The sequence below is a fragment of the Yersinia kristensenii genome (assembly GCF_900460525.1).
GTDB lineage: Bacteria > Pseudomonadota > Gammaproteobacteria > Enterobacterales > Enterobacteriaceae > Yersinia > Yersinia kristensenii.
On record NZ_UHIY01000001.1, the window covers coordinates 4,326,525 to 4,351,446 of the forward strand.

A 24,922-nucleotide genomic window follows, 5' to 3' on the forward strand; every position below is an offset into this window, starting at 1 on the left:
TTTATCTGACGGGCATTTTGCTATGATTTATCCCGCTTAATGACACACTCCACTGAGCATATATAGCCCAGAGTCATCTTTTTTCGCGCTCGCAAGCTGGTAATCTACCCGGCACTGTTGGCTGGCATCCCTACCCCACTGAACCAACAACTGCCCGGTTTCCGGCAAGCCAGTCAGATAAGCTTTCCCGCCCTCATCCACAATCGCCGCATTAGCGGGCTGATTGACCAAACTGGCCATCGCGCCAAACGGAATGCTTTCGCCACTCTTGCGGGTGATGGTCATCAGCGCCCGCGCCCCGATTTGTGGGCTGAAGCTGGCGCGTACTATCGCCCCTTCGGTCGGCAGCACCTTGGCATCGGTTTTTGTCACCTCAGCATCCGGTGGTAAATCAGTGGTTTCCAGCAAAATATCATGCTCTTCATAAGGGAAAATGCTCGGCACGATGCTGTAACCGCGAAAATCCGTTTTCAACCGCCTATCTTCACTGGTGGAGACTCCGCTCACCCCCGGCACTTCAACCAGTGCGGCGGTGCCATTGATTTGCGGCCCCAATGTCAACCCGTGCCGATGGATAACTGCCCCGCCGGACACATTGGCACTGATCTGGCGCATCGTCGGGTTATAGTAATAATTCCCGCCAATATCGCCATAAGAACCGTGCCAATCCAGGCCCAGTGAACCGCTGTTTTCACCGGAGTGAAATTGAGCATAACGTTCTGTCTGGCGCACATTCCAGCTCAGCCGATTATCGAAAGCATGGCCATACAAGCTCAGTTCGTGATCTTTGCTGTTATCAGATGACGTCATACGGTAAGCCGCATAGGTGTTGTGTTCATGGCCCAGCGGCATACTGACCGACAAACTCAACAGGCGATCCTGATTACCGCGATACTGATTTTGTGTCCAATCCAGTGAGCAATATAAATTGCCGATATCGAAGCTGTATTGAACGCCCCAGGAACTGCTCGCCGGCGTATCGCGGTAATTCTGTCGTGACCAATTGAGGTTCAGATAGCCAAACTGACCTAAGGATTGCCCGACGACCACACTGGTTTGGTTGCGCAGTGGGTTTGAGTGCCAATCCCTGCGGCTGCCATCATGACGCCGATAACTCTGCAACACATCAGATAGCGTACTGAAATCAGCGGTGCTGTATTGGCTATTGACCACTGAAAATGAAGTATCCGATGCTTGCAAGGTCTTGTTATAACGCACTTCCCACGCCTGCCCTTTCACCGGCTGCTGCTGGCGATATTCACTGCTGGCTTGGGTAATACTGGATGACAACGCACCATAATCCCCCAGCATCACCCCCATCCCCGCCGTGGTGGCCTGATAGTGCGGCGACCATTGCCCGCCGACAAAGGCGGTCAGATTCCACGGCAACCCATAGGCCACTGTTGTCTGTGCGATGGGCGTGGTTTCCACATCCACATTAGCTGGGCGATAGCGCCCCGCCATCAGGTTGTAGCGCAAACGCCCCTTGCGCAGCGCGATAGCTGGCACGGTATAAGGCACGGTAAACTGCTGCGTTGCGCCGTTACTTTCCAACACTGTCACATGCAAATCACCCTCTGAGTGACTTGGCAGCATGTCAGTTAACTCAAACGGCCCCGGTGACACCACAGTGCTGTAGATCAGATAGCCATTTTGCCGCACTTCCACTCGCGCCTGACTGCGGGCAATGCCGCGTACTACTGGCATAAAATCGCGCTGATTACTCGGCAGCATATTGGCATCATCGCCCAGCATCACACCAGTGAATGGCACGCTGTCAAAAAAATCACCGGGAGTATAGCTTTCCCCCAAAGTGATCCGGCTTTTTAAGCGGTATAAACCACGCGTGGCATAAATATAACTACTTTGCCACTTGCCGCCAGTATCACCGGATTGGCTCCAACTGGTGGCATTACGAATGCGCCATGCACCAATATTAAAACCGGGATACAGCTGAATATAGTGCGAGCGCTGCTGCTGACCATTTTGGCGATAAGTTGTTTCACTGCTATTGGCCATATAATTGAGCAGGAAAGCAGTAATACCGTCATCCCAGCGCTCAATTGGCGTTTCATCTTTGGGCCGCAATGCCACTTGTGGAATATTCAGCACCAACTGCATATTATAAAATTCAAACTCTTCACTGGCCTGTGGAATAGCCGCCAAATTAACGCACTGGTCAGCTTGTTCACCCTGCCCGGTATTTTTTGCTGGCGGCAATAATTCCGGGTAATTATCTACATCTACGCCATAGCGGGATAATTGCTCTTTAGTTAAACAAGATTGTAGCGAATATTCTCCGGTTGGTGACTTTACCGAATGGAACGCCACATTGGTGGAATCCACCTTTTCGCCGCCCAGGATAATATCCACCAGATAAGTCCCCGGTAATTGCCCGCCTTGTTCAAATAAAGAAAGATCCGCATTGGTATTAGCATTGATGTTATTTAACAATATAGGGTCAAAGCTGTAATGACCGGCCCACACAGGAAATATCAAACATACCGCCAGAAACGCAATAAGTTTAACCACCGAATTTTTCAAAGAAAAAAACATCACCCCACCCTATAAAAATACAGGGAAAATATTAAATAACAGTAAATGTTTTCTTTAAACGTTGGCTTTAAATATCTGACTCACGCCACCCAAATCATTAATGATTTGCCAATTAACTTCTGCAGGAACCCCTGCCATATCAACCGGCAGTGAAAAACTTCTTTTTGCAAAAGGAGCAACATAACTATCGCTTCCAGCAGAAGATAAATCGATATTTTTACCCGCCAACATTACAGATTTAAAGCTGATATAAAATGGAGTGGGATTATTAACTTGTAACTGCTTCCCATTACGCTGCCAAATTAATTCCCCAGCAACATCTTCGGGTTTTTGTTTAAGTTGATCCGGTCTGACCAACAATTTCATGCAGGTGCCGATAGATAACCTGACATCCAGATTAACATCTTGCGTTTCCTTTTTTTTATCATGATGGCTATTATCCCACATATCGCCCTCTTTCGGTGGTATGCCGGTCAGGCACAGCCATTGCAAACTTTCGCGATCCTCGGGGAAGTTGCCGCCAGTCCGAATTACGCGTACTCGCCCTCGCATACCCGCATCCAGGCGAAATAATGGCGGAGTCGCCATAAAAGGCGCTGGCGAATGTTTATCTTCACCTTTGACCTGAGTTTGTACCAATATCGGATAATCTTGCGGATTGGTTACTGATAATGACACTCCTTTAACTGAAGATAATGGATAGATAATCCGTGTCGCACCTGTTCCCACTGAAAACTTATGCTGAGTTGCATTAAAACCCATGCTGCTGGCGTGCGCATAGGGTAATAAAATTAATGACATAAAAACAAATAAAAATAAATTATAACTTATGAAATTGTGCGAGGATTTATATTTCACCACCTCTACTTCTCCTTAATAAATCAATTTTTAATTATCACTCTGCCAGTATATAAAACAACCAATACAGAGAACATGGCAATGCATATTACCATGTTCTCCTCTCAGTTAGGCTATACGTCCTTAAGCTTTATTAGTTTAATTTACAAAGTCCTCAACATACGCAGAGAACACATATTCACCTGGTTTAAGCAAATTGCCAGCATTAACAAAGAAAGTCGCTTCCACACGCTCAGAACTGTCATTTATCATCCAGTGGTCTTTAGCCCACGTTAGATTATTTGTATGTAGGTCAACTTTGTGACTACCATCTTCCAAAGACATCTGTCCTCCCTTAGATACACCGGTAGGCCAAACATTCCAACCTTTATGGTCCTCTGGATCCGTCATTACCATATAGAAAATACTTTCAGCCTTAGTCGTCTTACCCGACACAATCTCTTTATCAGTAGCCTTGAGTTCAACTCCAAACACCCCCCCCTTTTTGACAGCTTTTTTTTGCAACGACATCTTGACCATGAAGTTTAGTATCTGCATGTGCCATATTTACCACACCACCACTAGCCAACATTAATACAGCAATTACCAGTGGTTTTTTAACAAATTTTTTCATATTCATATAGAACCTCACATTGATACATTGATGTATGAAGATACATAACGATGATAAAATAAATGTCTAAGTTACTAAATGACAACACCTAATAACAATAACAGCACCAGCACCTAATCTAGTAGGTGCAAATAGGTACAAACGGCGCCATTACCGACGGGGCATATACTGGCAAAGTTTTTTTGATGATTTAAATTATTAATGGTTTATTAATCGTTAATAAAAACTGGGAAAACAAAAAAGCAGGCTATCCCATTGAAATAACCTGCTTTTTGACTTGATTAGCCATAATTAATTAAACGAATGTTTTTATTGTAATGCTGTTATTCATTCACACTGAGATAAGAAGCATGAGTATGTTTACCTTGCAAACCCAATAATAACGAGGACAAATGTATAGTTTCACCGTTTATTTCAATAAACCCGCGATCGCCATTAAAGAAACTGACAATATTCTTTTTCTGATTGTCCACTTCATAAATACAAACCGATAACACTGAGCCTAATGACTTGAGTGATCCCTTAGGCTGGCCATTCGGGGCTGATTGATATGAGTGCAGCGGGAAAAAAATATATCCCCCACCCGGTTTCCGTAAGCTAATACCGGACATCTCTTCTGACAGGACCAGCCGTGAATCCTTATCAATAATATAGTGCAAAATGTCAAATTTTAGCCCACTGACCTTAATATCAATATGCTCAGTGTTACTACCATATTTCATCTCTGAGTAATAACATAAGTGTTTGTAACTGTAGATTAATAATAAAGTAATAATGGAGAAAATAGATATAATAACCACAGATTTGATTTTCATTGCCGCTTACACTCCACATGATCGCAAACGATAACTGAACCAAAGTTGTCTTTAAATATCACCCCATGGTTAACCGCAGGTAGTTTCGCGGTGTTATTATCCAGTGCCGGTGGCACATTAGTGATAATAGTGCTGTGAGTCGTGCTATCAATAAAAGAGATAACATCCTCTTCACCGCTGATAAAAAGCGCCATAACCACAATAATGGCAATAGCCATAAAATAGTGGGTGTAGTTGTGGGAGATCTTTTTCCCGCCATGCGCTTTAACCAGTAGCGACTGTTGATTCTGCTCTGCACTATTCTCTACTGGGGTTTCTTGACGTATCTCTGCTTTATTGATTTGTTGCTCATACACCGCACTATTAATTGCCAATTCAAGGCTATCTTGCTGAAAACTGTAACCCACACTCTTATGGGTTTTAATCACCTCATTTTGGGTGGCCTTGCGTAATACATCGCGAATATGCTTTATCGCCACCGGCAGTGAAACCGGGGATACCACCCGATCAGGCCAACAGGTACTGATTAAATCATCGCGGGGAATCACTTCACCGCCGCGTAAATAGAGATGTTCCAGCAGCAGCACTTCATTTTTTGATAAAGCATGTGCTTCATTATTAATGACAAGCACATTTTTTAATTTATCTAAAACAATAGGGCTACTCACCCTTGCCTCCTTTTAATTTAAAAGTCGTTGAGTGATTAAAGATATAAGGGGAAATAGTAACGGCGCAGTATTTTATAGAGACAGATTAACCCAAGCAAGTATAAATTTAACCACATTATTATCTATTAATAATAGTATTACATAAGAATAACTATATGATATTAAAAATAAAAAATGCCAGTCAGTTAATTGTGACTGGCATTAATAAAAGCTAATTTAACTGAATCTAATAAACTATTACGCTACTTTCGCGACCACGTCATCAGGGCGTTTTAGCATCGCGTACAGGCCACCGGCTAAGACGGTACCGGCAATAATCGCCACCAGATATAACAGCACTGGATGGATGGCCCCTGGGATCAACAGCACGAACAAGCCGCCGTGTGGCGCCATCAGTTGCGCGCCGAAGGCCATCGACAGAGCACCAGTTAATGCGCCACCCGCAATACAGCAGGGTAACACGCGCATTGGGTCACGGGCCGCAAACGGAATCGCCCCTTCAGAGATAAAGCACAAGCCCAATACCAGCGCGGCTTTGCCCCCTTCCTGCTCACCTTTGTCAAACTTATGACGCGCCAACAGTGTTGCCAGCCCCATCGCCAGCGGTGGAACCATCCCCGCCGCCATAATAGCTGCCATCGGGGCATAAACTGATGAACTCAGCAGCGCGACACCAAAGGCGTAAGCCGCTTTGTTCACCGGCCCCCCCCATATCGGTACACATCATCGCCCCGAGGATAGCGCCCAGCAGCACCGCATTGGCGGTACCCATAGATTGCAGCCAATTAGTCAGGCCAGTCATGATTTGTGCCACCGGCGTACCGACCACATAAATCATCACCAAACCGACAATCAAGCTCGCCACCAGCGGGATAATCAATATCGGCTTCAGCGCTTCCATACTTTGCGGTAAATGCAACTTGGTGCTGATGGCTTTGGCGACATAACCGGCGAGGAAACCAGCAATAATACCGCCGAGGAAGCCCGCACCGGTGCTCACCGCCAACATACCGCCAATCAAACCCGGTGTCAGACCGGGACGGTCAGCAATCGAGAAGGCGATGAAACCGGCCAATACCGGCACCATCAAGGCGAACGCAGAACCGCCACCGATTTGCATCAAGGCCGCAGCCAGTGTGCCTTTGACTTCAAATGCTTTAATCCCGAACACGAAGGAGAGCGCGATACACAAACCACCGGCCACCACCATCGGCAACATGTAAGACACACCGGTCAGCAGATGGCGATAAGGGCCGCCAGTTTCTGTTTTTTTGCTGCCAGTGCTGCTGCCGTTTTTTGGCTGATAAACTTCCGCTTGCACCAGCGCTTTGTCCAGTTCCTGCGCGGTTTTCTTCAGTGCCAAGCCGGTGGTAGTGCGGTACATCGGTTTACCGGCAAACTTGTCCAAATCCACTTCAATGTCAGCCGCCACAATCACCAGATCTGCCGCCGCCACTTCTTCCGGCGTGATGGCATTGCCCGCACCGACAGAACCACGCGTTTCTACTTTTACCCACCAGCCACGTTTTTTTGCTTCACTTTCAATGGCTTCAGCCGCCATAAAGGTGTGAGCCACACCGGTTGGGCAAGCGGTAATCGCCACAATGCGCTTTGGACCGGTTGCTGACGTGGTTGCTGAAATTGTTGCTGGCGCGGTGGTCACTGGAGCCTGATAAGGCTTGGCCTGCGCAATTGCCTGAGCCAAAAAGCCCTCAGGGTCACGCACCGCTTTTTCTAGCTCACCGACATACACTTTCTTGCCGTTCAGCGCATTGTCAGCCGGAACTGATTGCCCGGCCACAATCACCAGTTCGGCCTCTTCGGCCTGCTCAACCCAGCTCAGCCCAGCTTTTGCCGCCGCTGCACCCAGCATCAGTGACGCAAGGTGGCCTCTGGCCTGCCCGAGCGAACTGTCTATTATTAGTAGCGTTTTCATTTCGCCTCCGGAGATCAATTAAAAGGTTTCAAATCGACTTTTGCCATCATGGCGGCCAATTGTGGGCGATCCGTAATACCCACATTGCTTTGACTGACGGCCAAAGCGGCGACTGCGGTTGCGAGGCGCAAGGTATGCTCGCTGGACTCACGCATTAACAATCCATAAATCAGGCCACCGACCATGGAGTCACCGGCACCAACAGTGCTGACCACCTCGCAAGCAGGGGGTTTTGCTAACCACGCGCCGGAGGCATTGACCCACAGAGCACCTTCCGCGCCGAGCGAAATCACCACATGGGCAATCCCCTGGTCGCGCAGTGCGTGTGCGGCTTCCACCACGTCACCCAGTTCAGGTAACGGGCGACCGGCCCAGATTTCCAGTTCACGGCGGTTGGGTTTCACCAACCATGGCGAAGCTTTCAGCCCCGCCACTAAGGCTTCGCGGCTACTGTCGAAAATAATGCACGGACACTGGGAGCGCAGGCGCTTCATCCAGTCGGTAAAGTCATCGGGATTCACCCCCGCTGGCAAACTGCCGCTGACCGCGACCATGTCGAACTGCCCCAACCAACTTAATGAATCGTTGACAAAACGATCCCAATCCGGTTTGGTGACTTCAAAACCGGAGAAGTTAAAATCAGTCACTTCGCCATCTTTTTCGGTCAGTTTAACGTTGATGCGAGTACGCCCCGGCACCACCTGAAAACGGTTAGCGATACCCAGTTCGCTGAACAACAGTTGGAAGCCATCTTGGTTATCTTTGCCGAGAAAACCGCCAACAGTGACATCAATACCTAAATCTTTCAGCACCTTGGCAACATTAATACCTTTACCCGCAGCATGCAGGCCGGCAGTTTTTACCAGGTTAACTTCACCGCGCTCAATCTCTGGGCAAAAGCCTACCAAATCGTAAGCCGGGTTCAGTGTGATAGTCGCGACTCTTCTGCTCATGCTGCCCCCTCGCCCAAACCGGCGGAAATAGCGGCACCAATAGCATCCAGTGCGGCCTGTGCATCTTCACCGCTGGCGGTAAAGCGCAGGCGATTCCCTTTTTTAACCCCTAAAGCCACAACTTTCATGAGACTACGTCCATTAGCGGGTTTACCGGTGCCGTCCAGATTGGTTACGGTGATTTCACTGGTAAACTGTTTGATTGTATTGACTAAAATCGTCCCTGGGCGCGCATGTAACCCATGTTCATTACGGATAACAAACTCTGCGCTTAATACTTCATTTTGCTCGACATATTCGCTGGTCAGCAATGCCAACAGCGCAGCGGCATCGGCGTTCAGCAACGCGTCAGCTTTTTTCGCCAGCAGTAAGTCACTGAGATAATTTAACATTGAGAGCGGCTGATCATCAGCCCCTGACGGGTTATTCGCTACAGACAATGTCAGCAATAGGGCCACTTTCTCCCCATGATGTTCAAAAGCAGTTACCGGGCGACTGACTGTCGCGGCACTGACCAAATTACCTTCGGTGCTGTCACTCAGCCAGATCCCCTGCCCCAGATTCAGCGGCTCGCGAGTAATCACATCACTGACAAAACGCGCATCAACAGCGCCGATTTGCTGTAAACGGCCCGCATTCAGTGCTTGTAGCGTGATTAGATTGTCAGCCGCGACATCGAGCGCGATAAGTGAAGTGTCAAAATGGAATTCAGCCGCTTTTTTCTCGCCCATCAGCAAACTGCGTAATTCTTCAGCTGACGTGGTTTTTGCTAACTGTGCGGCAACCGCATCATCACTTAACACGTGCGTCAATTGGCGTAATAATGCCAGGTGTTCATCTGAACGGGCGGCGATGCCGATAACAATGTAGGCGGTTTGATCTTCACCCCAGGCGATTCCCTGTGGGAATTGGAAAACCTGAACCCCGGTGTTCAACACCAAGTCGCGGGTATCAGTGGTACCATGTGGGATGGCAATGCCATTACCCAAGTAGGTCGAGGTCTGCTGCTCGCGGGCTAGCATCCCATCAAGGTAGCCCGCAGCAACATTGCCAGCTTGCGCCAGGGCGGCCGCTACTTGGCTGATAGCCTCGTTTTTACTGCCTGCTTGTGCAGCCAGATGGATATCTTGCGTCGATAACTGGAACATTATGTCTCCTCTCTTGCTGAATTGAATCGTTTCAGCTTTAGTGAGAAAAAGGAGCGTTACCCTTTATCACTTGGTGACGAGATAACGCTGAAACGTTTCAAGGAGTGTGTTTCCGACTCAGAATATATGCAAGTTTTCTGCTTTTATTCTTGATGAATTTTTGACACTCCGCACATTTTAGTCTTGAACAAGTTTCTGTCAGCGACAAAATAGCCCCATTTGCTGACAGTTGCTGATACACATATTAAAGGAGCTAAATAATGTCTGTCGTTGTCGGTGTTGGCGTGATTATCGTCAATCAACAAGGTGAAGTTCTGTTGGGGAAACGCAGCAGTCAGCATGCACCTTACTGGTCAATTCCCGGTGGTCATATGGAGGCCGGCGAGTCTTTTGAACAAGCGGCACAGCGGGAAATATTGGAAGAAACTGGCTTAAAAATCAATAACATGTCGGTTATTGGTTTATGCAATAACCTCGCGACCTGGCGTGAAGAGGGCAAACATACGGTTTCGGTTTGTTTGTTAGCCCAACATCCCGGTGGGGAACCCGAGCTGAAAGAGCCGGATAAATGTCAGCAATGGCTGTGGTGCAATCCGCGTGAATTACCCGAGCCCCATTTTGAAGCCAGCCGCCATGCTATCGATTTATGGTTGAATCAGCAGTTTTATGTCTCTTCCAACTAAAAAATAGCGCTATATAAAGTATTATATAACCAGCAATTTCAGCTGGTTATTTGCCCTTCCTCACAAAATCCCCGCCATTTCTGGCATTTATATTCAGCTAATTTGAACTAATATAGCTAAATACCTCTATTGGGTTAGTCAGCTGGAGAAAACCGCCCTACAATAAGCCTACTTATTTTATGGGAAAGAGTTGTCGCTGGCAGAGTAACCAGTCGTGCATTTGATCCGTCCGTTTTACCAATAATTATTAGAATGGGTGCAATTATGAGCAACAAACAAACTGGCTTCGGGAAGCGACGCCGGTGGGGATGGTTATGGATTTTGCTGATCGGCATTATTATTGGTGCCGCCCTATTAGCAGGAACCGCCACCGTCTTCCATAAAACCAGTGATACCGCGTTCTGCGTTTCCTGCCACACCATGCAGCAGCCACTGGCTGAATATCAAGGTAGCGTACACTTCCAAAACACCAAGGGTATCCGTGCTGAATGTGCTGATTGCCATGTGCCTCATGAGCCGCTGGATTATCTATGGACTAAAATCCGGGCAGTGAAAGATATCTATGGTGAAATGGTTGGCACCATCAATACACCAGAGAAATATGAAGCCCATAAACTCGCCATGGCCCAATCAGTGTGGAAAACGCTGAAAGAAAATGATTCAGCAACCTGCCGTTCTTGCCACAGTTTTGATGCTATGGACATCACCGGGCAAAGTGCTGAAGCACGCATTCAGCACCCGGTCGCCATCAAGAAGGGTGAAACTTGTATTGATTGCCATAAAGGTGTCGCCCATATCCTGCCCGACATGAGTGAAGTGACTCAGGCCGGTGCCGCCGAACTGGCTACCGCCGCAGCCCAAACCCCAGCCAGCGCCACCACGCTTTACACCATCGCCACTGAACCCTTCTTTATGAATGCCGGTGACAGCCACAATGCTGGCAACTTGATGCCATCGACCGAAGTGGAAGTCGTGAAGCAGCAAGGTGACCAGGTGTTAGTTGATGTCAAAGGCTGGCAGCAAGATGGCGTAGCTGAAGTGTTCTACGCCGCCCAAGGAAAACGCATTTTAAGTGTGTTACTGGGCGAAGAGGCACAAAAAGCACTGAAAACATTGAATACCCAAACCGACCCAGAAACCAATCTGGTCTGGCACCAAGTTGCACTCCAAGTGTGGTTGCCAAAGAAACAACTGGTTGATGACCAACAGAAAATCTGGCGCTATGCCGCTGATATGATGTCGGCTAACTGTACCGGTTGCCACGGTTTGACCGCACTGGACCGCTTTAATGCGAATCAATGGATTGGGGTTATCAAAGGCATGGCACCACGCACGTCCCTGACGCAGGAACAGCTGCGCGTGATGACACAATATGTACAAAAACATGCCAGTGATATGCCGGCCAAGCTGTAAATAAGAGGCGAAAATGACTAAATATCAACAACAACCCTTACAAATGAGCCGCCGTCGCTTCTTACTGGGAACCAGTGCGCTAGCCGCACTGCCTTTAGTCGGGAGTCTGTGGCCAAAATCCGCATTGGCCCAAGCTATCAGCCAGGCATTACCACAATTTTTAGCACTGCGTCAGGCCCAGAAAGGCATTCTGACCGGCGCTCACTGGGGGGCATTCGAAGCGCTGGTTGAGAATGGCCGCATGGTGGGCGTCCAACCGGTCAAAGATGACCCATGGCCGAATGAACTTATCACCATGGCGCCTTATCAGGTACATGCCGAAAACCGCATTAAATACCCGATGGTGCGCAAAAGCTGGTTGGAAGGCGGCCCCGGCAGCCATACTGAATTACGTGGCCGCGATGAATGGGTGCGAGTCAGTTGGGATAAAGCCACCGAGCTGGTGTGCAATGAAATAGTTCGAGTCCAGAAAGACCACGGCCCACAAGCGCTGTATGCCGGTTCTTATGGCTGGAAAAGTGTCGGCATGCTGCACAACAGCCGCACTTTGCTGCAACGCTTAATGAACCTGAGTGGCGGGTTCCTCGGCTACGCCGGTGACTATTCAACCGGTGCCGCACAGGTCATTATGACCCACGTCATGGGGTCGATGGAGGTTTATGAGCAACAAACCGCCTGGCCAAATGTAGTCGAAAACAGCGAGCTGGTGATCCTGTGGGGCTGTAACCCAATGATCACTTTGAAAAATAGTTGGAATATTCCGGATCATGTCGGCCAAACTGGCTTTGAAGCGCTGAAGAAGAAAGGCACCAAAGTCATCAGTATTGACCCGGTTAATAATGACAGCGCCAAATTCACCAATGCTCAATGGATTGCCCCGCGCCCTTACACTGACAGCGCGATGCTGATTGGGATTGCCCATACCTTGCTGACGGAAAAGCTGCACAATCCGGACTTTATCAAAACCTATACAATTGGTTTCGATAAATTCCAGGCTTATCTGTTAGGGGAAACTGACGGCCAGCCGAAGACGGCGGAATGGGCGGCTGATATCAGCGGTGTCGATGCTGAAGTGATACGCCAGTTGGCGCGCGATATGGCAAAACAGCGCACCATGATCATGGGCGGCTGGGGGATTCAACGCCAACACCACGGTGAGCAACAACACTGGCTGCTGGTGACAGTGGCCTCGATGCTCGGCCAAATTGGTTTGCCGGGTGGTGGCTTTGGCTTCAGCTACCATTACTCCTCCGGTGGTAGTCCAACCGCCAAAGGCGGCATTTTGCCAGGAATTTCTGCCGGTAACGCGCCGAAGAACTCGCCGACCCCGATCCCGGTGGCTCGCATTGCCGAATGTTTGGCCAATCCAGGCAAAACCATTGATTTCAATGGCACAAAAGTGACCTATCCAGATGTCAAAATGGTCTATGTCGCGGGCGGGAATACCTTCCATCAGCATCAGGATACTAATAATCTGGTGAAAGCCTGGCAGCATCCAGAAACCATTGTCGTTAATGAACCCTACTGGACCGCCACGGCTAAGCACGCCGATATCGTGTTACCGGCCACCACCAGCTATGAGCGCAACGATTTGGAAATGGGCGGCGATTATTCGCAGCTTTATGTGTTCCCGATGCATCAATGCGTGCCGCCACAGCATGAGTCGCGCAGTGATTTTGATATTTTCGCCGCCATGGCCACCCGGCTGGGTGTCATTGATGCCTTTAGCGAGGGCAAAGATGAAACACAGTGGTTGAAATCAATGTATGACGATATGAAATCACAGGCCCGTACTGCGCGTGTCGCCCTGCCGCCGTTCGATATGTTCTGGGAATCGAACAACTATATTCGCTTCCCTATCCCAGAGGCGAATAAGCAGTGGGTGCGTTTTGCTGATTATCGTGAGAATCCATTGCTCAATCCGCTGGGCACGCCATCGGGTAAAATTGAAATCTACTCCGATACCATCGCCAAAATGGAATATGCCGATTGTCAGGGAATTCCCACCTGGATGCCACCTCATGAGTGGTATCGCGGAGCAGAAGCCAAGCAATATCCGCTGTCACTGAACACGGCGCACCCCATCAACCGCCTGCATTCGCAATTGGATAACACGCCACTGCGCGAAAAGTACGCGGTGGCTGATCGCGAAGCCATTCTGATAAGCCCACAAGATGCCAGTGCGCGTCAGATTGTGAACGGCGATTTAGTTCGGGCGTTTAACGATCGCGGGCAAATTTTGGTCGGTGCCGTGGTCACGGAAGATGTGCGGCCTGGCGTGGTGCGTATCAGCGAAGGGGCATGGTTTGACCCCGCCGAGCCGTCTGTGCCGGGTTCGATTTGTAAGAACGGTAATATTAATTGCCTGACTTTCGATATCGGCTCGTCCAGTTTGGCGCAAGGTAACTGTGGGCAGATGGCACAGCTTGAAATTGAAAAGTACACTGGGCCAGTGCTGAAAAATACCGCTCACGCAGTTCCGGCAGGGGCTTAGTCTTTAGGTTGAATAACTGAGGGCAATATTATTTTCGCCCTCATATTGCTGACAAATTGAACCAAGGGGAATCGTGCCGTTGGGGTCGTAACGGCGTAAGCCGTCGGAGCGCCCCTAGGTGCGGTAAACCCTTGGCTCACCGTGCTTTCTCGCCGAGCCAGTCATCGATTAAGGCGCAGTATCCGCTTCCAGTTTAATCAAATACACCAGCGCCTGTTCGCGGGTATCAAAACACATCTCGCGCAATGCTTGCAGGCTGGCACACACTGCCGGGCGGGATGGAGAATGGAAAATACCGCAGCGCATATTGTCATCTAAATGCAAGCAACGGGTATTGGCGGGCTTGCCGAATGGCATACCGGGGATCGGGCTGGAAATCGAAGGAGCAATACAGCAAGCACCGCAATCTGAGCGACAGTCCATCAGCAGGCTCCTGTAGGCTGGTGGCATAACCGCGGACAATAGCAATCAGCCTGATGAACTACCAGCACTATCCTTAATCAACCGTCCAATAGCAGACCCAGCACACGGCTTCAGCTTTTAACTTCATTACTTTCAGTTTGTTTTTTAACCTAAAAAATCCCAATTTGTGCGATATTCAATCACAACCAACCACCAGATCAAGACTAATCACTGACCAGAGTATCCACATGAGCATATTCATCTGTTTACAGCTTCATCGCCTCCATGTACCATTGAGCTAGTACAAAAGAACTATTAACTATATTATTAATATCCAAAATCATTGGCGTTACAGCAAGGCGGCAAACGAACAAATCCCGATGAGCTTACATAAGTAAGTGATTCGGGTGAGTAAGTACGGCTAACGCAGCTGTAGCGTCAAGGATGAAGGATATTTGGAGCTATAAATGTCGATGGATGTATCCCAACCCCTATCACGCCCCTCCGTCCTCGGCGGTGCAATGATTGTCGCCGGTACCGCAGTAGGCGCAGGGATGTTTTCAATCCCAATCGTGACGGCGGGTGTGTGGTTCAGCGGCTCAGTCATGCTGCTGATTTATACGTGGGCATGCATGCTGATTTCCGGCTTGATGATTCTGGAAGCTAACTTGAACTACCCGAGTGGCGCCAGTTTCCACACCATGGTGCAAGACCTGCTGGGCAAAGTTTGGAGCGCTATTAATGGCGTCTCGATCACTTTTGTTCTCTATATTCTGACCTACGCCTATATCTCAGCGGGTGGATCAATCATTACCCATACGCTACAAAATGTGGTGGGAATGGGTCAAACTGGGGCGGGCTTTATCTTTGCGGTATTAGTGGCATTTATTGTCTGGTTATCCACCCGCGCAGTAGACCGCTTAAGCACTATATTGATTGGCGGCATGGTTATCACATTTGTTATGTCCGTCGGTGATATGTTTAGCCATGTGGAAAGCGCAGTTCTGTTCAATCAGGCCGATAGCAATGCCCGTTACTTACCTTATGCGCTGGCGGCCCTGCCCTACTTACTGACCTCTTTCGGCTATCACGGTAATGTGCCGGGGCTGGTGAAGTACTACCATAAAGACGGCAAAGCCGTAGTGCGTAGTTTGCTGTACGGCACTTTGATAGCATTGGTCATTTATATCCTGTGGCAGTATGCCATTCAGGGCAATATTGCTCGGGATGCATTCAAACAAGTGATTGCTGACGGCAGTAACATAGGCAGCTTGCTGAAACAGATGGATACCGTCTCTGCCAGTCAAGCCACCAGCCAACTGCTGAATGCCTTCTCTTATATGGCACTGGCCAGTTCATTCCTCGGTGTTTCCCTTGGATTGTTTGATTTTATTGCCGATTTCTTTAAATTTTCCGATGACCGCGGTGGGCGCACTAAATCAGCATTAGTGACTTTTGTCCCACCCACGGTGGGGGCGCTGTTGTTCCCGAATGGCTTTATCTACGCCATTGGCTTTGCCGGTTTGGCCGCCACCATTTGGGCCGTGATTGTCCCCGCATTGATGGCACGCGCTAGCCGTAAACGCTTCCCACAAGCGAGTTATCGGGCACCTGGGGGGAGTTTTATGATTGGCTTTATTATCCTGTTTGGTTTGATCAATGCAGTGGCCCATATCGCCACATTATTGGGCTTGTTACCGGTGTACGCATAAGGCCAATTTTATCGCGAAATCTTGCTCTTTTTTGCGCTATCTGCTTGCCTGAAACTGGCGGCGCGAGTAACTTGTCGCAACTTATCTTCAATCCTGATTGGCGGTTAATAAATGGCAAGAGCTAACGAAATAAAACGCGGTATGGCGGTCAACCTCAACGGCAAATTACTGCTGGTGAAAGATATCGATGTGCAAAGCCCAAGTGCCCGTGGCGCAAGTACTTTGTATAAAATGCGTTTTTCTGATGTGCGTACCGGTTTAAAAGTTGAAGAGCGTTTTAAAGGCGATGAGATCCTTGACACCATTACCTTGACTCGCCGCAGTGTGAATTTCTCTTACATCGATGGCGACGAATACGTCTTTATGGATGATGAAGATTTCACACCATACAACTTCAAGAAAGAGCAGATAGAAGAAGAGTTATTGTTTATTCCTGAGGGTGGAATGCCGGGGATGCAAGTGTTAACAATGGACGGACAATTGCTGGCGTTGGAATTGCCGCAAACAGTTGATATGGAAATTGTAGAAACTGCTCCGAGCATTAAAGGCGCATCAGCCAGTGCTCGTAATAAACCAGCAGTGATGAGTACCGGCTTATCTATTCAGGTGCCGGAATATATCAGCCCTGGCGAGAAAATCCGCATTCATATTGCAGAGCGCCGCTATATGGGCCGCGCAGACTAATACCCAATACCCTTCATCTCTCAAGTTATTAAGGGCCGGAAAACCGGCCCTTAACTATTTTATACCCAAACTATAGCCTATAGATTTCAAGATACAGGAAGGCGGTAAGTGAGATACAAATCGGTCGGGAACCGATTTGAACAGCATTTATGCTGCCCGCAGGGTGAGCCTCAGGGATGAGGCTCATTAATCCCGATGAGCTTACATCAGTAAGTGATTCGGGTTATTAAGAGCAGCCAACACACCTGCAGTTTGAAATATGACGGGTTACTTTAGCTCTGGGAAGAATGTGCGCTTCAACGCTAACTCCACGCCGCGAACTTCTGCCAGCCCTTTTAGGCGACCAATAGCGGAATAGCCCGGATTGGTTTTCTTATGTAAATCATCCAGCATTTGGTGACCATGGTCTGGTCGCATCGGAATCGGGCGCATATCTCCGGCAGCCTGACGACGTTGCTCTTCGGTTAAAATGGCTTTAACCACTGAGTACATGTCGACATCACCTTGCAAATGACCGCCTTCATGGAAGGTTTTTGGGTTCCCTTCACGGCAAGTCGAGCGCAAATGAGTGAAGTGAATACGGTCACCGAAGGTTTCGATCATCTTCACCAAATCATTGTCGGCACGCACACCATAAGAACCGGTGCACATAGTAAAGCCGTTATAAATGCTATCAACGGTCTCTTTCAGCCACTGCATATCTTCAATGGTCGACACAATACGCGGCAGGCCAAGAATTGGGCGCGGTGGATCATCCGGGTGTACCGCCATCCGCAAGCCAACCTGTTCAGCAACCGGTATAATAGCGCGCAGGAAATACGCCATATTTTCACGGAGTTGCGCTTTATCAATACCGTCATACTCGGCTAAACGCGCACGGAATTGATCCAGCGTATAACCCTCTTCTGCTCCCGGCAAACCAGCAATAATATTGCCCGTCAGCTTGGCGATGTCGGCCTCAGTCATCGCATCGAAATAGTCCGCCGCCTGCACCAACTCTTCAGCAGAGTAATCCTTCTCAGCACCTGGGCGCTTGAGGATATGCAACTCAAAAGCAGCAAAGGCTATTTGGTCAAAACGCAGTGCTTTGGAACCGTCTGGCAATTGATATTCCAGATCCGTGCGTGTCCAGTCTAATATCGGCATGAAGTTGTAGCACACGGTGTCAATGCCACATTCAGCAATATTACGCAGAGTTTGCTGATAATTTTCAATATGTTGCTGATAGTTACCGCTGTGAGTTTTGATCTCTTCATGAATCGGTACACTTTCCACTACAGACCAAACCAAACCTTTCGCTGCCAATTCTGCCTGGCGTTGTTTGATTTCACTCACCGGCCAGACTTGGCCATTCGGAATATGGTGTAATGCAGTCACTACTCCGGTTGCTCCAGCCTGACGGATATCATCTAATGACACCGGATCATTTGGGCCATACCAACGCCATGTTTGTTCCATTTATTTTTACCTTCTACGTAAACTGTTCGGGTGCATATAATTTTGTTATACCGACTAACGCGGTTATACCGACAATGTTGTTATACCGATTCCAAGAGGTATCACTCAGCTTTATCCTTACTCTTTCAGCGCCTCGTGTCAAAAAGCAAAATCTCATTGGTTGATCCACTTCACGAATATAATCAATATTGGACTTACCAATTTTATTTTCTGTCATATGCCTTTACACTGCAAGCCGATATTGCATGACAATGAACAAAAGCAAACGATCCGTATGGTGTGGTTTTTTTCGTACAGAAGCCAAATGAAACTGGTCTAACAACTTTTTATCTATCGCCATCCCTTTGCTATACCCATGGGGTGAATGATTCTGGAGCCACGTATGAACACTATTGCCAATAGCCGCCTACCCGATACTGTACAGCGACCAACTTATGATAGAACTGCACTGAAAAGCCGCATTGTTCACATCGGTTTTGGCGCATTTCACCGCGCGCATCAAGCTCTACTGACTGACCGGGTGTTAAATAAACAAGGGGGCGACTGGGGTATCTGTGAGGTCAGCTTGTTTGGTGCTGATGTCTTGATCCAAAATTTGCGCCAACAGGATCATCTTTTCTCGGTGCTGGAAAAAGGCGCGAAAAGTAATCAAACCATTGTTGTTGGGTCAGTTTGTGAGTCAGTACATGCTCGGTTAGATGGTGTCATGCAGGTTCTGGAGAAATTGGCCGAACCACAAGTGGCTATTGTTTCACTTACCATTACCGAAAAAGGTTACTGCATCGAGCCGGGAACGGGTCAACTGGATCTGCACAATGAGTTTGTACTTGCTGACCTGGCTATCCCTGATGCTCCAACTTCCGCCCCCGGTGTACTGGTTGAAGCTCTGCGGTTACGTCGCTTGCGAGGGCTGAAACCTTTCACTGTCCTTTCATGCGACAACATTCCAGAAAACGGCCATGTAGTAAAAAATGCCGTCCTCGGTTTAGCTGCGGCTCGTGACCCCGAACTGGCAAGCTGGATAGAACAAAATGTCACGTTCCCTAACACCATGGTCGACCGCATCGTTCCCGCTGCAACAACAGAAACATTGCAGGAAATCACAGAGACACTGGGGGTTGCCGACCCTTGCGGCATTGCTTGTGAGCCCTTCATTCAATGGGTCGTCGAAGACAAATTTGTGGCCGGTCGGCCTGACTGGCAAGTGGCTGGGGTACAATTAGTCGATGATGTTTTGCCCTTTGAAGAGATGAAGTTGCGTATGTTGAATGGTAGCCACTCCTACCTCTCTTACCTGGGTTATCTGGCCGGTTATCAGCATATTAATGATTGTATGGCGGATGAAAATTATCGCCTGACTGCCCGTCGTTTAATGATGGATGAGCAAGCTCCAACACTACGTGTCACCGGTATTGATCTGAATGCTTATGCTAACCAATTGATTGAGCGTTACAGTAACCCGTCGTTAAAACACCGCACTTGGCAAATTGCCATGGACGGTAGCCAGAAATTGCCACAACGGATGCTTGATTCAGTGCGCTGGCATTTACAAAACGGGGGGCCATATCATTGCCTGGCATTGGGTATCGCTGGCTGGATGCGTTATGTAAGCGGTGTAGATGATAACGGCCAACCTATTGATATTCGTGACCCAATGGTAGATAGCTTTAAAAAATGCGTTGAGAATAGCGAAGAGGGTATCGCCAGAGTCGAGAGCTTACTGTCCCTGAAAGCACTGTTTGGTGAAACTCTTCCACAACAACCCGAATTTGTTCAGGCCGTGACAGAAGCATATCTCAGCCTACAACAGTTTGGTGCGAAAGAAAGTGTGAAGCGTTTGGCACAACAGGCTTAATTTAGCGAGCCTCACAATGAGGCTCATTCTTTCTAATTAGGTTTGTGAGTGCAGCCTCTGTAGCTTCAAGGCCGAAAAGCTTACCCAAAGTCATTGGAGTTACAGGTAGGCGGCAAGCAAATAAAGCCCGATGAGCTTACTGGTGTAAGTGATTCGGGTTTGTGAGCGCAGCCAACCCCCCTGTAGCTTCAAGGCCGAAGGGTAAATTATTCTTCGAGCTGATACGGCGCAGACTCAAACAAATACCCATCAAAATCAGGATGGTCGGCATCAGAAATCTCGAGTAATTTTAATTTTACATTTTCTAAATGCTGCCACATGGCTTGCTTGGCTGCTTTGCTATCTCGGCGCAATACTGCTTGCAGGATTTTTTGATGGTCTTCCATCCATTGCCAGCGGTAACTAAAATCGAGGGTATGGCTATGTGCCCCTTGCCACATGGCGCTGGTTTTTCTCGCCTGCCATGCCTCCGCCACCATATTCGCCAATACACTATTTTGTGTCGATTGCGCCAACAAACAGTGGAACAATTCATCTGCACTTTCATCCACAGCACCGGCATCTAATGCGGTTTTTTCCTGCTCGATGGCCTGACGCATTTTGATAATGTCAGCTTTGGTCGCTTGCATAGCAGCAAAAGCAGCAACTTCACTTTCCAGCAATTGGCGGGCTTGCAGCAGTTCAAATGGGCCGTAACCACTGTCGGTTGAGACGACAGATTCCCCATATGCAGGTCTATCGGGGACATTCACCACATAGACACCTGAACCTTTACGCACTTCCACTAACTTTTCCAGCTCCAGCATGATCAGTGCTTCACGGACCACACTACGACTGACGCTGAAGTTTTCGGCAATGTCACGCTCAGGCGGTAAACGATCGCCCAAATTATATTGCCCACTGATAATTGCTTCACGCAGTTGACTGCCAACTTCCTGATATAACCGCATAACCTTATTTCCTGCATCAGGTATTGGCACTGAAAATACCAAATTGGCCTGACCAAAGGGTGTGTGAATAATATTGAGTATATCATGTGGTCGAACAATTTCATTGCGGTCAAACAATTTCATTGCAGCAAAGTTGAAGAACTATCACGGCTTATCAGTGTGATAAGCCGTGATTATAAGATGATTGCTAGTTTTAACTATTAGAGGTAAGAGACAGTCAAAATTCCCAAACTACGTTGTGGGTTCAACCATTCTAAGTTCGAAGATGCCAACTGACTGGGTAACCGAGAAGTCAGAGACATACTGCGTGAGAGTGTTTGTCGTTGAGTCAATGTTTCACCATTGCGATAACAGCGGGTTGTTATCGTTTGGTCCGCAAATGAAGTATCACATGGGCTTTCTACAATAGCTCCGGAAAAAGTAATTGTTCCAGTAACCGACAGGGTGGATTGCGCACTACTTGCAGCAAAAGATATTATCCATGAAAACATTATTGCTACGATCATCAGCACTCGAAAACTCTTCATAACCACCTCGACTCTCATATCCGTCATTTTAAATGATAGAGGATTCCAGCCAGAGCGATGGGAATGACAGAGCATTTTTTATTGCCCTACTCTGTCGATAACTCACTAAGATTCCTCGTAGAAGTGAATTATATTGCTTAGCTTGGCAATACAATTAGGCGAGGTTCCTAACCCACCTAGGAAATTGTCTATCTTTCACTCTTTTTCGTTTAATAATAAGCTTGGCTAGTGTTATATCCTCTTCTGACTACATCGACATACTTGAGCCTTTTCTTGAGATGGTATTGAAAATAAATTTACGGTAGGAGGTCTCTGATGACCAAAACGAACTTGATTACCGGCTTTTTGGGGTGTGGCAAGACCACCACTATTCGCCATTTATTGTCACAAAAGCCGGAAAATGAAAAATGGGCAGTCCTGGTCAATGAATTTGGTGAGATAGGTATTGATGGCGCACTATTGGCTGGCTGTGGGGCAGTATTAAAAGAAATACCCGGTGGATGCATGTGCTGCGTGAATGGGCTCCCCATGCAAGTGGGTTTGAATATGTTGCTCCAACAGGCAAAACCGGATCGTTTACTCATCGAACCTACGGGGCTGGGTCACCCAAAACAGATTCTCTCCTTATTAACTTCAGAAATTTACCAACCCTGGCTCTCTCTGCATGCCACCCTCAGCTTGCTTGATGCCCGCCAATTAAGTGATCCCCGCTATACAGAAAATGAAAATTTCCGTGACCAATTGGCCGCAGCCGATATCCTCGTGGCGAATAAACAGGATGCCTATAGTGAGGTGGATTACGCCGTATTGCAGCAATGGCATAAACAGCAGCCGGTATCACGCCCACTCTATTATGCAGAACAAGGGAAAATTGATGTTGCTCTGCTGGATATGCCACACAGTAATAATGATGACTTACCCAACGGCGCACATCATCACAGTTCAACCCGACAAAAAGGATTGGCCGCATTGAGCTTGAAAGGTCACGAACCTTGGCGCCGCGCCCTTAATCAGGGTCAAGGTTATCTGAGCTGTGGTTGGGTATTTAATGCGGATACCGTATTTGACACAGTGCCATTATTAGAATGGGTGCGATTAAATTCAGTGGAACGAATAAAAGGTGTGATGCGCATACCTGAGGGTACTCTCGTGGTTAACCGACAAGGGCATGATTTGAAAATTGAAACTCGCCAAACGCCGCCGCTTGATAGCCGAATTGAACTCATTAGCACAACTGACCCTGATTGGAATGTATTACAGCATGAATTACTCAGGACTCGGCTACAGAAGGAGGTATAATGCGCCCAAATTTATTTACTGCACCATTCTTACACTGACTATTTATAGATTAAAGGCCATCGCATGACCCGTCGTAATTTGCCGACAATATTACTGCTTAATTTACTTGGAATAACCCTCTTTTTCTCTTGGTATATTCCAGCGGACCACGGTTTTTGGTTTAAAATAGACTCAGCAATATTCTTCTATTTTAACCAGCACCTACTATCCAGCCCTTCATTTCTGCATTTAGTGGCGATTACCAATAATCGGGCTTTCGATGTTATTTCCCTGATTTGCATGGGGCTGCTTTACTTGTACTTTTATATAAAGGAAACCGCTGCAGGCCGCCGTCGGCTGATCGTCACGGGGTTTGTCATGCTGTTGACCGCAGTCATCCTAAATCAATTAGGCCATTTGCTACCGGTATCACATCCCAGCCCAACACTGATTTTTGAGAATATTAATCGTGTCAGTGAGTTAACGGGTATTCCGACCAAAGACGCATCCAGTGACAGCTTCCCCGGCGACCATGGCATGATGCTGATTATTTTTGCCTGCTTTATGTTGCGCTATTTCTCTCGGGGTGCTTTTGCCATCGCCTTAGTGATCGTGGTGGTCTTCTCTATGCCACGAATAATGATTGGTGCGCATTGGTTTACTGATATTGCTGTCGGCTCGCTTTCAGTTGTCTTGGTAGGGATAAGTTGGATATTGCTGACACCACTGAGTGATAAAGTCATTGATGCCATTAACCGGAATCTGCCAGGCTCAAAAAATCAGTAACGCGCTGCCTACTTTATGTTGGAGCAAAAAATAGACTTTTTTTTGCTCCAACCGCCACTAATGATTTCACGGCTTTATTATCACCAAACGGCCATAAATTCAGCTATCTGCATTTAATATATAATATTACATAATGTTACATTAACATTTTGTAAAATTATGGGCATAAAAGCTCTCGCCTTTTATTAATCATTACGGTAATCTCAAAAACGTTTGTGCTCGGATACCGGCATTTCACCCCTATCCTGATTAATATTGTGCGTTCCTGCACATTTATTTGGTTAAGTGATTGTCTCATCAGACCACAATCAATAATCTCGATTCGTTTGGTATTTTTGGTAGCGACATCCGTCGTAAGGACAGCAAGGGAAAACAACAACAATGGTCAAGTCTCAACCTATTATGAGATATATTCTGCGGGTCATTCCTGCGGTTGCAGCAGCGGTAATGTTATCCGCGTGTAGTTCACCACAGAGTTCGAACGTACATAATACGCAAACTGAGATGCGTGCAGTTAATGATAAAGATGGGCTTTTACTGCAAGCCTCTCAGGATGAATTCGAAGCGATGGTGCGCAACGTTGACGTCAAGTCGAAAATTTTAGAACAGTATGCAGGGTGGAAAGGGGTTCGTTATCGTTTAGGCGGTAGCACCAAACGCGGTATTGATTGTTCTGCGTTTGTACAAACCACGTTCCGTGAACAATTTGGTATGAATTTGCCACGCTCAACCTCTGAGCAGCAAGATATTGGCAAGAAAATCCAACGTACCAAGTTGCGACCTGGTGATTTGGTGCTGTTCCGAGCGGGATCGACGGGTCGTCATGTAGGTATCTATTTAGGTAACGATAAATTTGTACATGCTTCCACCAGTGTCGGCGTGACAATATCGAGTCTAAATGAAGATTATTGGAATAAGCGTTATCGTGATGGCCGACGAGTGCTAAGTAGCGGTTCGCGCAGCTAACTGATTTTATTCCTGTTGTCCGAGATACCAAACGAAACGATGAAACGCTGCCATTGGCAGCGTTTTTTTATTGCCGAAATCGTTCTTATTGCCGAAATATAATTTTGTAGTCCCATATCCTCACCTTTGTAGGAAAGGTCCTTTTTTGCCAAAAACAGCGAAATTCA

The 24,922-nt window shown here is 47.7% G+C and carries 21 protein-coding genes and 1 pseudogene; 9 read left to right on the forward strand and 13 right to left on the reverse strand.

Translation table 11 applies throughout. The annotated features are described in order from the left end of the window. Positions 1-36: 36 nt before the first annotated feature. From myfC to fruB, 9 genes and pseudogenes are all read right to left on the reverse strand, one after another. On the reverse strand, positions 37-2,556 hold the full coding sequence (myfC, locus tag DX162_RS20105; protein WP_004389515.1) for a fimbrial polyadhesin usher MyfC: 2,520 nt from the start codon (positions 2,554-2,556) through the stop codon (positions 37-39). A gap of 54 nt (positions 2,557-2,610) precedes the next feature. Next, a complete protein-coding gene (locus tag DX162_RS20110; protein ID WP_032819464.1) occupies positions 2,611-3,414 on the reverse strand; it encodes a fimbria/pilus periplasmic chaperone in 804 nt (267 codons plus the stop codon). 138 nt (positions 3,415-3,552) lie between these two features. Then, complete coding sequence (locus tag DX162_RS20115; RefSeq protein ID WP_276329936.1) at positions 3,553-3,888, reverse strand: MyfA/PsaA family fimbrial adhesin; 336 nt, start codon at positions 3,886-3,888, stop codon at positions 3,553-3,555. Further along, positions 3,875-4,033 carry a MyfA/PsaA family fimbrial adhesin gene (locus DX162_RS22805; RefSeq protein WP_276329937.1) on the reverse strand — a complete coding sequence of 53 codons (159 nt, stop codon included), beginning with the start codon at positions 4,031-4,033 and terminating at the stop codon, positions 3,875-3,877. Before DX162_RS22805 ends, DX162_RS20115 begins: the two co-directional genes overlap by 14 nt. A 317-nt stretch (positions 4,034-4,350) precedes the next feature. Next, positions 4,351-4,842 carry a fimbrial polyadhesin regulatory protein MyfF gene (gene myfF / locus DX162_RS20120; protein ID WP_032819411.1) on the reverse strand — a complete coding sequence of 164 codons (492 nt, stop codon included), beginning with the start codon at positions 4,840-4,842 and terminating at the stop codon, positions 4,351-4,353. Next, positions 4,839-5,510 (reverse strand): winged helix-turn-helix domain-containing protein, encoded by a 672-nt coding sequence (locus DX162_RS20125; protein ID WP_004389511.1) that lies wholly within the window; start codon positions 5,508-5,510, stop codon positions 4,839-4,841. Before DX162_RS20125 ends, myfF begins: the two co-directional genes overlap by 4 nt. Before the next feature lie 237 nt (positions 5,511-5,747). Next, positions 5,748-7,446 (reverse strand): annotated as a pseudogene (gene fruA, locus DX162_RS20130) (PTS fructose transporter subunit IIBC). A gap of 14 nt (positions 7,447-7,460) precedes the next feature. After that, a complete protein-coding gene (fruK, locus tag DX162_RS20135; protein ID WP_032819407.1) occupies positions 7,461-8,399 on the reverse strand; it encodes a 1-phosphofructokinase in 939 nt (312 codons plus the stop codon). Next, positions 8,396-9,547, reverse strand: coding sequence for a fused PTS fructose transporter subunit IIA/HPr protein (fruB, locus tag DX162_RS20140; RefSeq protein ID WP_004389508.1), 1,152 nt, complete (start codon positions 9,545-9,547; stop codon positions 8,396-8,398). Before fruB ends, fruK begins: the two co-directional genes overlap by 4 nt. 260 nt (positions 9,548-9,807) lie before the next feature. On the opposite strand from fruB, the gene DX162_RS20145 reads away from it, so the two are divergent. The 3 genes from DX162_RS20145 to torA all read left to right on the forward strand — a co-directional run bounded on the left by DX162_RS20145 (position 9,808) and on the right by torA (position 14,137). Then, positions 9,808-10,230, forward strand: a complete 423-nt coding sequence (locus tag DX162_RS20145; protein ID WP_004389507.1) for a nucleotide triphosphate diphosphatase NUDT15 — start codon at positions 9,808-9,810, stop codon at positions 10,228-10,230. A 264-nt stretch (positions 10,231-10,494) separates the two neighbouring features. Then, positions 10,495-11,643, forward strand: coding sequence for a NapC/NirT family cytochrome c (locus DX162_RS20150; protein WP_032819405.1), 1,149 nt, complete (start codon positions 10,495-10,497; stop codon positions 11,641-11,643). A 13-nt stretch (positions 11,644-11,656) separates the two neighbouring features. Further along, on the forward strand, positions 11,657-14,137 hold the full coding sequence (gene torA, locus DX162_RS20155; protein ID WP_004389505.1) for a trimethylamine-N-oxide reductase TorA: 2,481 nt from the start codon (positions 11,657-11,659) through the stop codon (positions 14,135-14,137). A 168-nt stretch (positions 14,138-14,305) separates the two neighbouring features. Here the strand turns inward: torA and DX162_RS20160 are convergent, their stop codons facing one another. Further along, positions 14,306-14,560 (reverse strand): YkgJ family cysteine cluster protein, encoded by a 255-nt coding sequence (locus DX162_RS20160; RefSeq protein ID WP_004389504.1) that lies wholly within the window; start codon positions 14,558-14,560, stop codon positions 14,306-14,308. 446 nt (positions 14,561-15,006) lie between these two features. On the opposite strand from DX162_RS20160, the gene mtr reads away from it, so the two are divergent. Together mtr and yeiP are read left to right on the forward strand one after the other, a co-directional pair. Then, complete coding sequence (gene mtr / locus DX162_RS20165) at positions 15,007-16,251, forward strand: tryptophan permease (protein WP_032819403.1); 1,245 nt, start codon at positions 15,007-15,009, stop codon at positions 16,249-16,251. A 111-nt stretch (positions 16,252-16,362) separates the two neighbouring features. Then, positions 16,363-16,935, forward strand: a complete 573-nt coding sequence (gene yeiP / locus DX162_RS20170) for an elongation factor P-like protein YeiP (RefSeq protein ID WP_004389501.1) — start codon at positions 16,363-16,365, stop codon at positions 16,933-16,935. A 267-nt stretch (positions 16,936-17,202) separates the two neighbouring features. Here the strand turns inward: yeiP and uxuA are convergent, their stop codons facing one another. Then, positions 17,203-18,393 carry a mannonate dehydratase gene (uxuA, locus tag DX162_RS20175; RefSeq protein WP_004389499.1) on the reverse strand — a complete coding sequence of 397 codons (1,191 nt, stop codon included), beginning with the start codon at positions 18,391-18,393 and terminating at the stop codon, positions 17,203-17,205. Between the two features lie 382 nt (positions 18,394-18,775). Here uxuA and DX162_RS20180 point away from each other — a divergent pair, with 382 nt between their 5' ends. After that, the gene (locus DX162_RS20180; protein WP_032819463.1) at positions 18,776-20,248 is read left to right on the forward strand and encodes a mannitol dehydrogenase family protein; all 1,473 of its coding nucleotides are present in this window, start codon (positions 18,776-18,778) and stop codon (positions 20,246-20,248) included. 206 nt (positions 20,249-20,454) lie between these two features. On the opposite strand, the gene DX162_RS20185 is transcribed toward DX162_RS20180, so the two are convergent. Together DX162_RS20185 and DX162_RS22860 are read right to left on the reverse strand one after the other, a co-directional pair. Then, a complete protein-coding gene (locus tag DX162_RS20185) occupies positions 20,455-21,198 on the reverse strand; it encodes a GntR family transcriptional regulator (protein WP_032819402.1) in 744 nt (247 codons plus the stop codon). Between the two features lie 200 nt (positions 21,199-21,398). Next, positions 21,399-21,752 carry a type 1 fimbrial protein gene (locus DX162_RS22860; protein WP_373368382.1) on the reverse strand — a complete coding sequence of 118 codons (354 nt, stop codon included), beginning with the start codon at positions 21,750-21,752 and terminating at the stop codon, positions 21,399-21,401. 288 nt (positions 21,753-22,040) lie between these two features. Between DX162_RS22860 and DX162_RS20195 the strand changes: the two genes are divergently transcribed. The 3 genes from DX162_RS20195 (at position 22,041) to mepS (ending at position 24,755) form a co-directional block, all read left to right on the forward strand. Continuing rightward, the gene (locus DX162_RS20195; protein WP_004389495.1) at positions 22,041-23,024 is read left to right on the forward strand and encodes a CobW family GTP-binding protein; all 984 of its coding nucleotides are present in this window, start codon (positions 22,041-22,043) and stop codon (positions 23,022-23,024) included. A 63-nt stretch (positions 23,025-23,087) separates the two neighbouring features. Continuing rightward, on the forward strand, positions 23,088-23,789 hold the full coding sequence (locus DX162_RS20200) for a phosphatase PAP2 family protein (RefSeq protein ID WP_004389494.1): 702 nt from the start codon (positions 23,088-23,090) through the stop codon (positions 23,787-23,789). Positions 23,790-24,170: 381 nt separating this feature from the next. Then, positions 24,171-24,755 carry a bifunctional murein DD-endopeptidase/murein LD-carboxypeptidase gene (gene mepS, locus DX162_RS20205; protein WP_032819401.1) on the forward strand — a complete coding sequence of 195 codons (585 nt, stop codon included), beginning with the start codon at positions 24,171-24,173 and terminating at the stop codon, positions 24,753-24,755. Positions 24,756-24,922 lie beyond the last annotated feature (167 nt).

Excerpts from the sequence above, each read along its gene's own strand:
- myfC (WP_004389515.1), bottom strand. The coding sequence starts at position 2,556 with ATGTTTTTTTCTTTGAAAAATTCGGTGGTTAAACTTATTGCGTTTCTG.
- DX162_RS22805 (WP_276329937.1), bottom strand. The coding sequence starts at position 4,033 with ATGAATATGAAAAAATTTGTTAAAAAACCACTGGTAATTGCTGTATTA.
- myfF (WP_032819411.1), bottom strand. The coding sequence starts at position 4,842 with ATGAAAATCAAATCTGTGGTTATTATATCTATTTTCTCCATTATTACT.
- fruK (WP_032819407.1), bottom strand. The coding sequence starts at position 8,399 with ATGAGCAGAAGAGTCGCGACTATCACACTGAACCCGGCTTACGATTTG.
- fruB (WP_004389508.1), bottom strand. The coding sequence starts at position 9,547 with ATGTTCCAGTTATCGACGCAAGATATCCATCTGGCTGCACAAGCAGGC.
- DX162_RS20145 (WP_004389507.1), top strand. The coding sequence starts at position 9,808 with ATGTCTGTCGTTGTCGGTGTTGGCGTGATTATCGTCAATCAACAAGGT.
- DX162_RS20150 (WP_032819405.1), top strand. The coding sequence starts at position 10,495 with ATGAGCAACAAACAAACTGGCTTCGGGAAGCGACGCCGGTGGGGATGG.
- torA (WP_004389505.1), top strand. The coding sequence starts at position 11,657 with ATGACTAAATATCAACAACAACCCTTACAAATGAGCCGCCGTCGCTTC.
- DX162_RS20160 (WP_004389504.1), bottom strand. The coding sequence starts at position 14,560 with ATGGACTGTCGCTCAGATTGCGGTGCTTGCTGTATTGCTCCTTCGATT.
- mtr (WP_032819403.1), top strand. The coding sequence starts at position 15,007 with ATGTCGATGGATGTATCCCAACCCCTATCACGCCCCTCCGTCCTCGGC.
- yeiP (WP_004389501.1), top strand. The coding sequence starts at position 16,363 with ATGGCAAGAGCTAACGAAATAAAACGCGGTATGGCGGTCAACCTCAAC.
- uxuA (WP_004389499.1), bottom strand. The coding sequence starts at position 18,393 with ATGGAACAAACATGGCGTTGGTATGGCCCAAATGATCCGGTGTCATTA.
- DX162_RS20180 (WP_032819463.1), top strand. The coding sequence starts at position 18,776 with ATGAACACTATTGCCAATAGCCGCCTACCCGATACTGTACAGCGACCA.
- DX162_RS20185 (WP_032819402.1), bottom strand. The coding sequence starts at position 21,198 with ATGCGGTTATATCAGGAAGTTGGCAGTCAACTGCGTGAAGCAATTATC.
- DX162_RS22860 (WP_373368382.1), bottom strand. The coding sequence starts at position 21,752 with ATGACGGATATGAGAGTCGAGGTGGTTATGAAGAGTTTTCGAGTGCTG.
- DX162_RS20195 (WP_004389495.1), top strand. The coding sequence starts at position 22,041 with ATGACCAAAACGAACTTGATTACCGGCTTTTTGGGGTGTGGCAAGACC.
- DX162_RS20200 (WP_004389494.1), top strand. The coding sequence starts at position 23,088 with ATGACCCGTCGTAATTTGCCGACAATATTACTGCTTAATTTACTTGGA.
- mepS (WP_032819401.1), top strand. The coding sequence starts at position 24,171 with ATGGTCAAGTCTCAACCTATTATGAGATATATTCTGCGGGTCATTCCT.